We start from the raw sequence: 13984 nt of genomic DNA, 5'->3' as shown, positions 1-13984 counted from the left end.
ATTTCCTTTAAACCCGGACAATATAGTGCGCGAATTTTTCCAAATCGCCCGAGATTTCACCTTTTACGAGTTTCATATAGGTGTCAAACAGGGCTTTGGTGATGGGATTTTTATCTGTGCCAATGGGTCTAAAGTCTAGGGTTTTAATGGGCAAAATCTCCATGCCTGTACCCACAAAAAAGGCTTCTTGTGCGCTGTAAATTTCCTCACGCACAATGTGGCGATGCACCATAGGGATTTTTAAATGCTCGGCCAACTCGATGATGGTTTGGCGGGTGATCGAATCTAAAGAGTAATCTAGGGGGGGGACAATGAGTTTATCCTTAGCCACCATAAAAAAGCTCTCGGCCGCGCCCTCGGCCACAAAGCCCTGAGTGTCGAGCAACAAGGCCTCATCGCACCCGCAATTTAAAGCTTCTTGTTTGGATAACTGCGAGTTTAGGTAGTTGGAGCTGGCTTTGGCTTTGTTTAAAGTCGATTGCACGCTGGGTTTTCTATAAGAGCTGGTTTTGACCTTAATGCCCTCGTGGGGGTTGTCCCTCCAAGTTACGGTGGCAATAGCCGTGTGGATGGGGGGGTTGCTCGCACAAATACCCAAAGTGCCTAGCCCCATGAACACAAAGGGGCGGATGTAGGTGTTTGTATCGCACCGATTAGCCCTTAAAGTTTCTAAAGTGGCTTGGTTGAGCTCCTCGACTGAATAGGGGATGTCGAGCATGACCGCCTTGCACGAATTCAAAAGCCGTTGCATGTGATCGTGCAGGCGGAAAACAAATAAGCCTTCTTTGCCTTTGTAGGCACGGATGCCTTCAAACACAAGGTTTGCATAGTGCAAACTATAACTGAGGACATGGATTTTGGCTTGATCGAAAGGGATCAAAGCACCATCTTGCCAAATAAATGGGTAATTCATATATTGCCTTTCTCGTGTTTATTTGCGCCTAGAATCCTTAAAGTGCCCACTTCTGTGGGACCTTGCACCTCTAGGCGGTTTTTTAACCCCAGCTGGCTTTTGCGCGTTAAAAATGTGGTTTAAATCCACCTTATGGCTCTTAAATTGCAAACTTAAAAGTTTTAGCACCAACTGAGAGGGTTCAAACTGCTCGGTCAGTTGCTCGTACAAACTCACCACCTCCGCATCCACTTCGACTTTGCAGAGGGCTTGGACCAAGCGATCTTCATCCATGTGGGGGATTTCGTAGAGTTCAAGCGAAGAGCCGATGTCTTTTTGCATGCGCTGCAACTCTTTATACTCTAGGGGGGTTACTAGAGTGATCGCCACGCCCTTTCTGCCCGCCCGCCCCGTGCGCCCGATCCTGTGGATATAACTCTCGGTGTTTAGGGGCAGGTGGTAGTTAAACACATGGCTTACATCGCTGATGTCTAACCCCCGACTAGCCACATCGGTGGCGATCAAAACATCGACTTCTTTAGATTTAAAGGCTTTGATAGAAGCCTGCCTCGCCCTTTGCTCCATATCTCCGTGTAAAGGCGTGGTCTTGTAGCCCTTGGCGCTCAAAAACTGGTGCAACTCATCCACTTCTCTTTTCATGCGCATAAAAATGATGCTCTTTGTGTGGTTTTCTTTATCCAGCAAGCGCATGATGGCCTCGTTGCGCTCGTGCTCATTGATGACATAGAAGCGCTGGGAGATGTCGGCGTTAGTAACATGTGTGGGGGCGATGTGGATGGACACGGGGTTTTGCAAGATTTTATTAGCCAACTCTTTAATGGGCGGGGGCATGGTGGCTGAAAACAATAAAATTTGCGCATCTTGGGGCAAATAGTCAAAAATTTCTTCAATGTCGTCTAAAAAGCCCATGTCTAGCATTTCATCGCTTTCATCCAACACCACAACTTTGGGTGCAAAGCGTTTTAAGCGCTTGTTTTTGAGGTGATCTAAGAGTCGGCCCGGGGTGGCGATCATCACCTGCGGGTGGCGCTCCAATAGCTCGCATTGTTTGCGGATACTCTGCCCCCCATAGACGCATATGGTGCGGGTGCGTGAGCTTTTTCCAAGTTTAAAAATCTCATCGCTCACTTGCATGGCTAGCTCCCTCGTGGGGGTGATGATGAGGGCTTCCACGCTTTTATTGTTCTGCAAATTTTGGATAATGGGTAGGGCAAAGGCGGCGGTTTTGCCCGTGCCTGTCTGGGCTTGGGCGATCACATCTTTGCCTTCCAGCACAACAGGAATCGCCTTCTCTTGGATGGGGCTTGGTTGTGTAAAGCCCACTTCAGCGATGGACTTTAAAATCTTAGAGTTTAAGCCCAAATCCTTGAAAGACTTCGTGGGTTGGATGTTTTCTTCAACGGGGGTTTGCATCGGTGGCTTAGTGTCCTTAAAAATATAAATGCTAAGTGCGCTTAAACAATTGCGTGGTATTATAGCAAAAAACCCTTAGGATAGGTCAATGTTGGACGACAGCCTTTTAGCGCTTTTTAACCAAACCCCCTTAATCGCTTCGTTTTTGGCGGGCATTTTGGCGTTTTTAAGCCCTTGTGTTTTGCCGCTGATTCCTGCCTACATGTCCTACATTTCACAAACTTCTTTAGAAGAACTTAAAGCGGGCAATGCGCCCCGCTTGGCCGTCTTATTCAAAGCCAGTTTATTTGTCTTGGGTTTTGGCTTGGTCTTTTGGCTCGTTGGGGTGTCTATGGCAAAGATCATGCACGCCTATTTAAACGCCCCTTGGGTTAGAATTGTGGCGGGGTCTTTGGTGGTGCTCTTTGGCTTGCATTTTTTAGGGGTCTTGCCCATTAAGTGGTTGTATAAGAGCAAAACTTTACAAGTGCGTTTGGAATTTAAAAACCCTTTTTTAAACAGCTTCATCCCCTTTATTTTGGGGGCGAGCTTTGCGCTGGGTTGGACTCCCTGCATCGGCCCTATTTTTACAAGCATCGTTTTGCTTAGTGGAGCTGAACACGCCTATGGCATGGCGCTTTTAGGCGTGTTTGTCTTGGGCTTTGGCCTGCCTTTTTTGATCGTGGCTTTGCTGATCAACCAAGCTTTTGGAGTGCTTAAAAAAATGCGTCATTACAGCCGAGCTGTGGAGATCGTCTCGGGGCTTGTTTTGATTGGTATGGGGGTGTTGATTTTAAGCGGGCAAATGGAGCACTTAGGAGCTTTGTTGCAAAATTAAGGAGATCTTTGTGTTGTTAGAAAACGCTAAATTGATGGATGGGAGGGTGGCCGATGTCCGCATTGCGGGCGCGCACATCGAGCAAATTAGCCCCTCTTTAAAGGCCAAAGAAGCGGAGAGGCGCGTTGATTGTAAGGGCTTGACTCTCTTGCCTAGTCTTGTGGATTTGGGCGTGTTTTTACACAACTTGCAAGCCAAGACCTACACAGAGTTAAAAACCCAAGCCTTTAAGGGTGGCGTGGGGGCAATCATGGGCATCGATCTTGCCCCTCTTTACTCTTTAAACGAGCCAGAAATGCAGCCCTTAGACTTTAAAGAGGCAGAGGACCCTTTAGAAAACACCATCCCCAAAGAGGCGCAAAAAGCCAAAGACCCCATTTGTTTGCACCCCTTAAACGCCCGCCAACGCTTGCAAAATTTATCTAAAATAGTCAGCGGACTAAGTGGCCCTGCGTGTTTATATATCTACAATCTAGAGGGGCAAAAACTCTTGCCGGCGCTAGACTACGCCAAAATGCTAAAGTTGCCCCTCGTGTGTGGGGTGCGTGGCTATGAGGGCCGCCCCACTCTAGGCATCGCAGACACCACGCCTTTAGCCTACAAATTAGGGCTGCCCAGTGTGAGCCCCTTGATCCAAATTAAAGAGGTCGGCAAGTACGCCAGCATGGCACTACACACAAAGATAGACACCATGCTAGATAGCGTGGTGGAGATTGAAGCCTTGCACATCGCCACAAGCCTTAAGAATCTAGGCGCGCCTTTGTTTGTGCAAACCCCCTTGCACCATTTAATCTTGACTGAAAACGTGTATCAAACTTACGATCCCCGCTTTAAAATTTTGCCCCCCTTAAAGAGCCAAGATCAACAAAAAGCCCTGCAGAAAGCCTTGCAAGAGGGTAAGATCGATATGCTCACAAGCTTGCACTACACCCGCCCCCCTCAAGGGCAACAAATCTTTGAAGAGGCCCCCTTTGGCGTACATTGCATTGAAAACGCCTTTTCTTTGGCTTACACGCACTTAGTCCAAACGGGCTTGGTGAGCCTAGAAAAACTCATAGACCTAATGGCAGCAACCCCCGCCCGCTTTTTAGGGCTCAATTGCGCAGAAGTGTGCGAGGGCAAAGAAGCGCGTTTAATGCTAGTCGATCTTAAGGGGGCTTGTGTGGTGGAAAACCCACACAGCCCCTACTACCAAGAGAGTTTAAAAGGGCGGGTGTGTTTTGTTTTTCAAGGGGAGGACATCGTCTATGGGGCTTAAAATTCTAGGGGCTAAATGCGCCCTTGTGTGTAACCCCAACTTCGACATTTTGTCTAATGGAGGGGTGTTGTTTAAAGAGGGGGAGATTTTAGAAGTGGGGGATTACGCTAAGTTATGCGACAAACACCCCAAAGCCAAAGCCCGCTTTTATAAAAACGCCCTTTTAATGCCCGCCTTAGTCAATCCACACATCCACTTTGAATTTGCAGGACAAAAACAGAGCTTTGCATACGGGAGTTTTGAAAGCTGGCTAGACTCTGTCATGTCTGAAAGAAGCCAAGTTTTAAAGCGGGCGCAAGCGCACGGGCAAAGGGCCATCCAAGAGCAACTTTTGCAAGGCGTGGCAAGCGTGGGGGCGATCAGCAGCTATGGATTGGATCGAAACATTTTGCAAGAGAGCCCCTTAAGGGTGGTTTTTTTTGATGAGCTCATCGGCGCGAGTGCCGACATTGCTCCCGCTTTTGAGGCTTTTAGCGCGCGCCACGCTCTAAGCCAAGCGGGCAAAAGCCCTAAATTTACCCCCGCTATCGCCATCCACGCCCCCTATTCGGTGCATAAAGACCTAGCTAAGAAAGTCTTAGACACCCACAAAAGCCCCGTGGTTTCCGTGCATTTCTTGGAGTCGCAAGCGGAGTTAGACTTTTTGAAGGGGCGGGGGGGATATTTTGCAAATTTTTACGCCAAACACGGATTAACGGCCCCACACTACGCAAGCCCCCTAGAGTTTTTAGACCTTTTTAAGGGGCAAAATCTGCTTTTAGTGCATGCCATGTTTGCCACAAAGGCGCATCTAGAGCACGCCAAAAACATAGCCAACCCCACGATCATCACCTGCCCCCGCTCTAACCGCCTTTTGAGCGGGGCACTTTTAAACTTAAAACACCCCAGCGCAGTGGGCTTAAAAACCGCTCTAGCTACAGATGGCAAAAGCTCAAACAACAACACCCTTTTTTTAGAGGAATTGCGCACGGCCCTTTTTGCGTTTAACACGCCTCTTTTGGAGGTGTTGCCTAAAATTTTGTTGGGGGCGACCTTGCACGCCAGCCAAGCTTTGGGCTTAAAGGGGGGGAGTTTGCAAGCGGGCTTTTTGGCGGATTTTGCGGTGTTTAACTTCAATGCAAAGGCTGATTTGCAGGGGGTGTTGCACTGGCTTTTACACGCCCACAGAGTACTGGACTTGTATATACAAGGGGAACTTAGTGGCTTTGGGGTCTAAAAGGGCTTTTAAGGCAATGTCAGCTAAACTCTAGGGCTACTTTACGGGAGGTCTTTCATGGAACTGCGTTTAGCTAAAATGGATCGCAAACAGAGCAAAACCCCTAGCTTGAGTTTGGAAGAGTTGCACCAAAAATATTTAAAAAACGAACACATTTTTTACTTTGCTCCCACAAACGCCCATAAGGACATGTTAGCGGCGGTGGCGTTTTTAGAAAAGAAGCATTGCCGGGTGCATTTATCTGAAGTGCAAATCAGCTCAGATGAAAAGGATTTCATTTACCAAATGCACATCATCTAAGGCGATTCGTGAAACTTTACATCGAAACAATGGGTTGCGCGATGAACACGCGCGATAGCGAGCACATGGTGGGCGAGCTTGGCAAGGTGGGCTACACGCAAACGAGCGAGCCTAGCGAGGCGGATTTAATTTTAATCAACACTTGTAGTGTGCGCGAAAAGCCTGAAAGAAAATTATTTTCCGAGATCGGGCAATTTGCTAAGATCAAAAAGCCCGGGGCCAAGATTGGCGTATGCGGTTGCACGGCCAGCCACATGGGAGAGCAAATCCTCAAAAAAGCCCCGAGCGTCAATTTCGTTTTGGGCGCGCGCAATGTGTCCAAGATCAGCCAAATCATCAAACAAGACAAGGCGGTTGCCATCGACCTAGACCATGATGACAGCACCTATGTTTTTGAAAGCCAAACCTCTAGCCACATTAAAGCCTTATTAAACATCTCCATAGGTTGCGACAAACATTGCACTTATTGCATTGTGCCCCACACGAGGGGCAAGGAGATTTCTATCCCTATGGATTTGCTTTTAAGGGAGGCAGAAAAATTAGCCAAAATGGGGGTCAAAGAGCTCTTGCTCTTGGGACAGAATGTGAATAACTACGGGGCGCGCTTTAGCACCGATCACCCCAAGGTGAGTTTTACGGCCCTGCTAGAGAATTTAAGCCAAATTGAGGGGATCAAGCGCATCCGCTTCACCTCCCCGCACCCCTTACACATGGACAACGCCTTTTTGGAGTGCTTTGCCACCAACCCCAAAGTGTGCAAGAGTATTCATATCCCTTTGCAAAGCGGCTCTAATGCCATTTTAAAGGCGATGAAGCGCGGATATAGTCGGGAGTGGTACTTAGATCGCATCGCCCGCTTAAAAGCTTTGGTGCCTGAAGTGGGGATCAGCACAGACATTATCGTGGGCTTTCCGGGCGAAACACCCAAAGACTTTGAGGATACCCTAGACATCTTAGAGCAAGTGCGCTTTGACACTTTATATAGCTTTATCTACTCCCCCCGCCCGCTCACCCCCTCTTACACATGGGAGAATAAAGTCCCCAAAGAGGAGGCGAGCGTGCATTTAGAACGCTTGCAGAGTCGCCACAAAGAGATTTTAGAGCAAAAGGCTAAGGGCGAGCTGGGCAAGACGCACGAGGTTTTGGTGGAAAAACTTGCACAGGGCGTGGCCGAGGGGCGTAGCGACAATGGGCGCTTACTCAGCTTTGAGGCTGGCAAGGCTTGTGTGGGGGATTTCGTCCGCGTTGAGGTGATCGCACACCACAAGGGGAGCTTAAAGGGGAGGCTGGCTAGAGTGTGATTTTAAAACACTTGAGAAACGGCTTTGTTTTGCACGCCCTGCCCGTTTTGCTCTATTGGGTCTTGAGGATTTTGTTTAAGACCTGCAAAAACCGCTTCCATTTAGCCGAGGGGCTTAGCAACACTTCCTTTATCATGAGCGTGTGGCATGGCGAGATTGCAATGATGTCCTTTGCCTATTTACGCATCAAACCTAAATCAGACTTGTCGGTGATCGCCAGCCAACATTTTGATGGCGGGCTGGCCGCTAAACTTTTTGAGTGCTTTGGGTTTGAAGCGATCCGTGGCTCTAGCAAAAAGGGCGGAGTTAAAGTCTTGATCGAGGGGATCAAGCGTTTAAAAGCGGGGGCAGACATTGGCATCACCCCCGATGGGCCCAGAGGGCCACGCCATAGCATCGCCGATGGAGTGGTGGCTTTGGCGCAAAAAACGGGGGTGGGGGTGGTGGCTTGCCGCGTGGTTTTTAGCAATGCCTTTACGCTCAACACTTGGGATCGCTTTAAATTGCCTAAGCCTTTTTCGACCATCAATTACTACATGTTTTCCCCCATTTTCATCCCCAAAGAAATGGACTTACAAGAGGCTAAAACTCTTTTAAGGCAACGCATGGAGGCAGTTTAATGGGGGCTTTTAGTTTTTTAAAAGGTATATTTTACGACAGCACGCGCGCCGCATTTTTCTCTGATGTCTTTATTTGTTTTAATTTAGACCACGAGACTTTGCTAGGCCGCATGGAGCGACTCAGATGGAGGAGAACGCGCGAGATCATCAACAAGGTTTATCCCGTAAAAAATGGAAAGATCCCCATTAGAGCGATGAAGGACGTTCGCGATTTTGTCAATATTTACCCTTTTTCTTATCTATGCGCGATGGCCAAGAGCGCAGATCAGGGCATGTGTAAAAAATCCGAACTTGAGCAAAACATCCCAAAAGGCTTGCGTAAAAAAGACTTGATTGTCCTAGAAATCGATGGCTATTGTTTTTACATCCCCAAACAATCCCTAGAGCAAGATCGCAGAATTTTTGGCATGACCATGCAAAAGATCGATTACATCTTTTCGCCCTTTCTTTTGATGTATAGCTTTATTAAACCTATTTTAGAAGATGGAGTGGCGGTCTATGCGCTCTTAGAGCACGCCCGCTTGTTTGTGATGGTGAGCAACCACAGAGACATTTGTTATAGCAAATTCTACCCCTTGGAGAGAACTTTGAGCGATGCTGATCTAGAGGTGCAGACCCAAGACATCCAACAGGAAAGTTACAAACACGAAGAGGAAATGTTGCAATCCTTTTTAAAGTCCATTGAAACCAACTTGATACACATGGACACTAATGCCCCATCCCAACCAGTGGAGGAAGAATCTACCCAAGACCCCAAAGCTTTAGTGGATAGCATGATTCATGCCACCGACATCATCAAGTATTTACAAGAGTCGATCAAGACCGCCTACGACAACCCCAACTATCACATTGAAGACTTTATCCAAAAGGTGTGGGTGTTGTACACTTATGAGATTTCTTACCAACTCATTGATGTCCTCGAAGATGAACTCATGTTGGAGATTGAACACGCGCCTATGTCCCTAGTCGAGCGCATGAGCATTTTGGCGAAAAAAGAGCAATACAATGAAGCTGAGTTATAGCAAACCTTTTCCTAAGCACGTACTAGGGCTACTCACTAAGATTTGGATTTTTTATATCCTGCTCTCTGTAGGGGTTGTTTATGGGCTGACCTATTTTTTACAAGAGTATATTAAAGTTACCCAAACACACGCAAGGATTTCTCAGGTACAAGCCGACATCTATAAGCACGAAGCCGACCGAATCAAAGAGAGCATAGAGCGCGCCAAAAAAACCATCCAAACCTTGCAAAACAGGGCCACCTACGCCGTCAATGCCAAGGACTCCATCCAAGGGGTTTTAGAAATAATCCCCGACTCCATCACCATCAGCTCCATCACCATCGATTATTCTAGGTTAGTGTTTCAGGGGGTTGTGCCTTCTAAAGAAATCTTTAAAAACACGATCCAACAGCGACTCGACTCGATCTTTGAAAACAGCCATGTTGAATTCACCCCCCTAGGCAATGGATGGTATAAATTTATTTCCACGAACTCTTCTGATCTACCCTTCATTGAAAAGGCGACCAACTGATGGAACAAGATCTAGAGCAACTCTACATGAGCCGCTACGCCAAGGATTTGGCATTTGAGAATCTCGTTAAAAACTTCATCTTCTTTATAGTTTTTGTGGTGATCGCGATGGTGAGTGTGGGCCTGTGGCTTTATCCAAAGATAGACGACTACCGCTCCCAAGATGCCGATGCCCGCCAGCAAGCCACCATTGTGGCCTACCAGCGCAGAGGCTTTGTTGGCATCTTGCAAAGCTACCGCTCTTTAAAAGAGCACAATAGCCACTTGCTCCAACCCCCCGATTACAGCGCTTTAATCAACGCGTTAAAAATCCTATTAAACCAGCACTTCACCCACATCAAAATCCGAGAAGAAAGCAGTCGCACCGATCCCCTAGGACACTTCATCCGCAAGAAATTGCGGGTGAGCGCGCACGCGCGCAATTTAAAAGACTTTTACGCCTTCTTTGACGACTTGGTGCGCATCAGCGCGCATGTGCAGATTGAATTTCCCATCACCATCACTAAAAATGAAAACGCCTTTCTTTTGGACTTTGGCGTGCATGTCGATCACGGGTCGGTTGGCCACTAATGGATTTTAGTTTTAACCCCAAGGCTTGCATGGCGTGTGGAGCAAAGTGTTGTTTGGGCCAAGAGGGCTATATTTTTGTCAAGCCGTCTGAAATGCAGGCAATCAGTGAATTTTTAAATTTGCCCTTTGAAACTTTCACTCTGAAATACATTAAAAAAGTCGCCTACCATTACAGCTTGCTAGAAAAACCCGCCAGAGACCCTAAAGAGGGCTATGCCTGCGTGTTTTTGGATGAAGAGACCAAACTTTGCCAAATTTATCCCGTGCGCCCCAAGCAGTGTAGGACCTTCCCCTTTTGGGAAGTCTTCAAAAGCGAAGAAGGGTTTAAGCAGTTGTGCGCGCTCTGCCCCGGGGTCCAAATCCCTTTTAACTAAAACATGTTTTTTATACTATATACTCTCCCTCTAGGAAAATTCTACACATAAGCGAGGTTTTATGCCACAACAGAAAAGAAAGACTTTGAGGTTTCTAGGCTTAAGTTTGGCACTAAGTGGTGTACTTTTTGCCCAAAGCATGACAGAAGACCAACAAATTTTAATCACTTCAGATGCCTTCCACAGGGGCGACTTTGCTACGGCTAAAAAGGGCTATTTACAGCTTTACAGAGAAACGAACAACATTATTTACGCCAAAGAGGCCGCCATTTCAGCCGCCAGCTTGGGTGACATCAACACCGCTGTAAAGTTGGCTAGACTTTATAAAAAAGTTACCAAAAACAACAAAGACCTGTCGATCAACAAAATCTTAGTGGATGGCTACATTAAAACCGGCCAAATCCAAAAGGCCATCGCTCTTTTGGAAAAAATCCGCAAAGAGGACAAATCCTTAATGCTTGATAGCGTACTAGGCGCGCTCTACATCAGCGAAAAACAATACACCAAAGCCTTTGACATTTTAAGCAAGCTCTACAACCAAGTACATGATGAGGACACTTTAGAAAAGCTCATCACCCTCTACTTCATCCAAAACAGCCAGCAAGAGGCGGCCGACCTCATCACTTCCCATTTAGAAAAGTACGGCTGTTCTCCCGATCTGTGCCAAAAAAGTTTCAACACCTTAGTCCAGCTTAACCAGCTTGATAAGGCTAAAGAGGCTTTTTCTACCCTCTATCACAAAGACCCTGTGGTGCAAAACGCCCAGCTCTACATTGGGGTTTTGGTGATGCTCAAAGAATTTAGTGAGGCTGAAAAAATTGCCAAAGGTTTTCCTTTTAACCGCCGTTTGCTCCTAGATCTTTACACCGCCCAAAAGAAGTTTGCTCTAGCCTCTAAACAAGCGGGTTTGCTCTATAAAGAGCGCAAAGACCCCAAATTCTTAGCACTAGAGGCGGTTTATAGCTACGAGGATTTAACAGCTCAAAAGAAGTTGAACAAAACCGACCTCCTGCCCATCACGCACAAACTTGAAAAAGCCATTGCCGAGCGTAGAGAGCAAATCCGCATCCATAAGGGCAGGTTAGATGTCCAAGATGCCTTTTTTTATAATTTCTTGGGTTATTCGCTCATCGAGTATGGGCTAAATGTCCGCAAGGGGATCGACTATGTCAAAGTGGCTTTGCAAATTGAGCCCAAGTCGATTTTTTACATCGATTCGCTTGCTTGGGGGTATTTCAAGCTAGGCAATTGCGCCTTGGCCAAAAAACTCTTTTTAGGCATTTCACAAGAGGACATCAACGCCCAACCCGAGTTGAAAGCCCACTCCCAAGCCATCGCCGAGTGCCAATAGAAAATTTAAAAACCCTTTTGGCGCTTAAGGAGCAAATCCGCCCCTTTGAGATGTTGGGCCGTAGCCTTGCCTACAACCCCTATTTGCCCCGCCTAGAGCTGGAGCAGTTGAGGCGCAAACTTTCTCTAGCCCACGCCATTTTAGCCCTCGATCTGCGCCAAGATTTAGAAGTTTTGCTAGAGAACTTACAAAAGGCGCAAGAGAGCCAAGCGTTGGCCCTGTTGTTTGATCTCACCCCCCTTTATGCCAAAGAGCCGTCCTTAGAAATGCTTGACTTGCTCGGTTTCGTGCGCCGTCTTTGCACCAAACCCCTAATCTTAAAAGATTTGATCATCGATCGTTACCAAATTTTGGAAGCCTTGGTCTATGGTGTGGATGGCCTAGTCTTAGACCCTAATTTATTGCAAAAAGATTTAAAAAACATGGTGGCTTACACCGCGCATTTAGGGCTGTTGGCAATTGTGCAGGTTAGCAACGTGGCCGACTTAAAAAGCGCCATTTTAGCTAGAGCCAAAGCCCTTTACATCGTGCAAAACTTTGAAGAGCTCTTGCAACTTGTCCCGCAGGGCTTGGTGGTTTTAAAGGATTTAAGCACCCCTCCCATCGATTCTCAAAATTCCTATGGGGCCGATGCTTTGATCTTGTGGTCTTAGTAGCTGTTTTGTGCTGAAAAGAGACCACCCAATTTCTTTAAGAGAGCGGGCGCGTCATCTCTATCCATCTGTACCTCTATGAAGGCTAGTTTATCGGGGTGTTTGTTTGCCTGTTCCAGGGCTTGCTCCAAACTTTCGACGGTGCCTGCCTTGAAAGACAAGGGTTTTCTGTGTAAATGCACATCAAAGGCCTCTAAAAGCTTGGTGTAATGCCACATGTTGATGTCGTTGTATTTGCGCTCAGGTCCATGGATGCAACGCTCCACCGTGTAGCCATCATTGTTGATCACAAGGACAATGGGAGTGATGTTTTCTCTTAGCATCGTGGATAGCTCCTGGGCGGTGAGTTGGAAAGAGCCATCCCCGACTAGAAGCACATTGCGCCGTTTGCGATCGGCTAAAGCACTGCCTAATAGGGCCCCAAAGGTGTAGCCAATCGAACCCCAAAGCGGTTGCCCGATAAAGCTTGTCCCCTGTGGCAAGCTCACATCAATCGCTCCAAAAAACGAAGTCCCCTGCTCGGCGATCAACACCCCATTTGGCTGTAAATGTTTTTCGACCACTTGGAAAAATTGCCTTTGGGTGAGTTTGCCCGTTAGCTTGGGCTTTTCTTTAGGTTCTTTGGAGGGCATTTTAGATTTAAAGTTTAGATGAGAGAGTTTTTTAAGCACATCTTGCATCAGTATGTCGCTATACACCTTCTCGCCTATTTTACTGTAAAGCGGATGGACTTCGATTTTAGGGGTGGGCTCTTCGCAAATGTAGTGGAAGCCGGCGGTTAAGGAGTCGGTGAGTTTCACGCCGACTAAGATCGTACAATCAGATTCTTTAATGGCGTTTGTTACCCGATCATCGCTCAATATCCCGTTATAAACTCCAATGAAGTTAGGGTGTTGCTCGGAAAATACACCTTTACCCATAGAGAGCGAGGCGATGGGCAAATTCGTAGCTTCAATGAAGTCGTGTAACTCTTGATTGAGGTGGTAGCGATTCACCTCGTAGTCGGCCATAGCGATGAAAGATTTATAAGTTTTCAAAGTTTTTTTCACGGCTTCGATGAAAGCGTTTAAGATTTTTTTATCGCTCTTGGGCTTGTAGAGCATGGGGCTTGAAACTTCAATTTGCATGTGCGGCACATCGGCGGGGATACCGATATACACGGGCTTTTTATGCAAAGCACATTCGGCCAAAACCCGATCAATCTCGCTCTTGGCGTTTTGCTTGTTTAAGATCGTTTGCGCCGCGCTAATGCCTTGATACATGGCGTAAAACCTCATAAACTCCCCATCGCCTAGGGTGTGGTGCACAAAGCGTCTATTCTCTGAAACATTGCGCGAGGGCATCCCCACGATTTTCACCACAGGCACGCTCTCTGCAAAAGAGCCCGCCACCCCATTAATCGCACTAAGCTCGCCCACACCAAAGGTGGTCAAAAGCGCGCCCATCGGTTTGATGCGGGCATACCCATCCGCCGCATAGGAGGCGTTGAGCTCATTACAATTACCGATCCACTCTAGATTAGGGTCATCCTCAATCATGTCTAAGAAGCCCAAGTTATAATCTCCGGGTACGCCAAAGATGTGCCCCACGCCGTAATCTTTTAACCTATCCAGCAGATACTGGCCAATGCTAACTGTCATGCGATCTCCTTGCTTTTTTTATTACA

15 protein-coding genes are annotated in these 13984 nt (G+C 47.2%); 12 read left to right on the top strand and 3 right to left on the bottom strand.

Annotated elements, in window-relative coordinates:
• Positions 1-7: 7 nt before the first annotated feature.
• Both HAL07_RS07200 and HAL07_RS07195 read right to left on the bottom strand, forming a co-directional pair.
• Complete coding sequence (locus tag HAL07_RS07200) at positions 8-913, bottom strand: branched-chain amino acid transaminase (RefSeq protein WP_053945579.1); 906 nt, start codon at positions 911-913, stop codon at positions 8-10.
• Between the two features lie 18 nt (positions 914-931).
• Entirely contained in the window at positions 932-2326 is a 1395-nt protein-coding gene (locus tag HAL07_RS07195; RefSeq protein WP_053945578.1) for a DEAD/DEAH box helicase, read from the bottom strand.
• Positions 2327-2414: 88 nt separating this feature from the next.
• On the opposite strand from HAL07_RS07195, the gene HAL07_RS07190 reads away from it, so the two are divergent.
• The 12 genes from HAL07_RS07190 to HAL07_RS07135 all read left to right on the top strand — a co-directional run bounded on the left by HAL07_RS07190 (position 2415) and on the right by HAL07_RS07135 (position 12318).
• Positions 2415-3143, top strand: a complete 729-nt coding sequence (locus tag HAL07_RS07190; RefSeq protein ID WP_053945577.1) for a cytochrome c biogenesis protein CcdA — start codon at positions 2415-2417, stop codon at positions 3141-3143.
• A 10-nt stretch (positions 3144-3153) separates the two neighbouring features.
• Positions 3154-4401, top strand: a complete 1248-nt coding sequence (locus HAL07_RS07185; protein ID WP_053940675.1) for an amidohydrolase family protein — start codon at positions 3154-3156, stop codon at positions 4399-4401.
• The gene (gene mqnF, locus HAL07_RS07180; RefSeq protein WP_053945576.1) at positions 4391-5617 is read left to right on the top strand and encodes an aminofutalosine deaminase family hydrolase; all 1227 of its coding nucleotides are present in this window, start codon (positions 4391-4393) and stop codon (positions 5615-5617) included. The genes HAL07_RS07185 and mqnF overlap by 11 nt, the downstream gene beginning before the upstream one ends.
• 57 nt (positions 5618-5674) lie before the next feature.
• On the top strand, positions 5675-5917 hold the full coding sequence (locus tag HAL07_RS07175; protein ID WP_053940677.1) for an HP0268 family nuclease: 243 nt from the start codon (positions 5675-5677) through the stop codon (positions 5915-5917).
• An 8-nt stretch (positions 5918-5925) separates the two neighbouring features.
• A complete protein-coding gene (gene miaB / locus HAL07_RS07170) occupies positions 5926-7218 on the top strand; it encodes a tRNA (N6-isopentenyl adenosine(37)-C2)-methylthiotransferase MiaB (protein ID WP_082355946.1) in 1293 nt (430 codons plus the stop codon).
• Positions 7215-7838, top strand: coding sequence for a lysophospholipid acyltransferase family protein (locus tag HAL07_RS07165; RefSeq protein ID WP_370695967.1), 624 nt, complete (start codon positions 7215-7217; stop codon positions 7836-7838). Before miaB ends, HAL07_RS07165 begins: the two co-directional genes overlap by 4 nt.
• Complete coding sequence (locus HAL07_RS07160) at positions 7838-8860, top strand: DUF8341 domain-containing protein (protein ID WP_053940678.1); 1023 nt, start codon at positions 7838-7840, stop codon at positions 8858-8860. The genes HAL07_RS07165 and HAL07_RS07160 overlap by 1 nt, the downstream gene beginning before the upstream one ends.
• On the top strand, positions 8844-9371 hold the full coding sequence (locus tag HAL07_RS07155; RefSeq protein WP_053945575.1) for a PilN family protein: 528 nt from the start codon (positions 8844-8846) through the stop codon (positions 9369-9371). The genes HAL07_RS07160 and HAL07_RS07155 overlap by 17 nt, the downstream gene beginning before the upstream one ends.
• Positions 9371-9940: a hypothetical protein gene (locus tag HAL07_RS07150; protein ID WP_053945574.1), complete on the top strand. Its 570-nt coding sequence runs from the start codon at positions 9371-9373 to the stop codon at positions 9938-9940. The genes HAL07_RS07155 and HAL07_RS07150 overlap by 1 nt, the downstream gene beginning before the upstream one ends.
• Positions 9940-10314: a YkgJ family cysteine cluster protein gene (locus HAL07_RS07145; RefSeq protein WP_053940681.1), complete on the top strand. Its 375-nt coding sequence runs from the start codon at positions 9940-9942 to the stop codon at positions 10312-10314. The genes HAL07_RS07150 and HAL07_RS07145 overlap by 1 nt, the downstream gene beginning before the upstream one ends.
• Before the next feature lie 61 nt (positions 10315-10375).
• The gene (locus tag HAL07_RS07140; RefSeq protein ID WP_053945573.1) at positions 10376-11665 is read left to right on the top strand and encodes a tetratricopeptide repeat protein; all 1290 of its coding nucleotides are present in this window, start codon (positions 10376-10378) and stop codon (positions 11663-11665) included.
• The gene (locus tag HAL07_RS07135; RefSeq protein WP_053945572.1) at positions 11656-12318 is read left to right on the top strand and encodes a beta/alpha barrel domain-containing protein; all 663 of its coding nucleotides are present in this window, start codon (positions 11656-11658) and stop codon (positions 12316-12318) included. The genes HAL07_RS07140 and HAL07_RS07135 overlap by 10 nt, the downstream gene beginning before the upstream one ends.
• Here the strand turns inward: HAL07_RS07135 and HAL07_RS07130 are convergent.
• Positions 12315-13958, bottom strand: a complete 1644-nt coding sequence (locus tag HAL07_RS07130) for an alpha-keto acid decarboxylase family protein (RefSeq protein WP_053945571.1) — start codon at positions 13956-13958, stop codon at positions 12315-12317. The two genes, HAL07_RS07135 and HAL07_RS07130, sit on opposite strands and share 4 nt — an antisense overlap.
• Positions 13959-13984: the final 26 nt, after the last annotated feature.

It is taken from the genome of Helicobacter ailurogastricus, from assembly GCF_001282945.1.
GTDB classification, from domain to species: Bacteria; Campylobacterota; Campylobacteria; order Campylobacterales; family Helicobacteraceae; genus Helicobacter; species Helicobacter ailurogastricus.
This window is presented reverse-complemented; position numbering and strand designations above follow the sequence as displayed.

What these genes read in the sequence shown, in the direction of transcription:
- HAL07_RS07140 (WP_053945573.1), top strand. Translation starts at nt 10,376, where the DNA reads ATGCCACAACAGAAAAGAAAGACTTTGAGGTTTCTAGGCTTAAGTTTG.
- HAL07_RS07190 (WP_053945577.1), top strand. Translation starts at nt 2,415, where the DNA reads ATGTTGGACGACAGCCTTTTAGCGCTTTTTAACCAAACCCCCTTAATC.
- HAL07_RS07160 (WP_053940678.1), top strand. Translation starts at nt 7,838, where the DNA reads ATGGGGGCTTTTAGTTTTTTAAAAGGTATATTTTACGACAGCACGCGC.
- HAL07_RS07200 (WP_053945579.1), bottom strand. Translation starts at nt 913, where the DNA reads ATGAATTACCCATTTATTTGGCAAGATGGTGCTTTGATCCCTTTCGAT.
- mqnF (WP_053945576.1), top strand. Translation starts at nt 4,391, where the DNA reads ATGGGGCTTAAAATTCTAGGGGCTAAATGCGCCCTTGTGTGTAACCCC.
- HAL07_RS07150 (WP_053945574.1), top strand. Translation starts at nt 9,371, where the DNA reads ATGGAACAAGATCTAGAGCAACTCTACATGAGCCGCTACGCCAAGGAT.
- HAL07_RS07155 (WP_053945575.1), top strand. Translation starts at nt 8,844, where the DNA reads ATGAAGCTGAGTTATAGCAAACCTTTTCCTAAGCACGTACTAGGGCTA.
- HAL07_RS07145 (WP_053940681.1), top strand. Translation starts at nt 9,940, where the DNA reads ATGGATTTTAGTTTTAACCCCAAGGCTTGCATGGCGTGTGGAGCAAAG.
- HAL07_RS07175 (WP_053940677.1), top strand. Translation starts at nt 5,675, where the DNA reads ATGGAACTGCGTTTAGCTAAAATGGATCGCAAACAGAGCAAAACCCCT.
- HAL07_RS07130 (WP_053945571.1), bottom strand. Translation starts at nt 13,958, where the DNA reads ATGACAGTTAGCATTGGCCAGTATCTGCTGGATAGGTTAAAAGATTAC.
- HAL07_RS07195 (WP_053945578.1), bottom strand. Translation starts at nt 2,326, where the DNA reads ATGCAAACCCCCGTTGAAGAAAACATCCAACCCACGAAGTCTTTCAAG.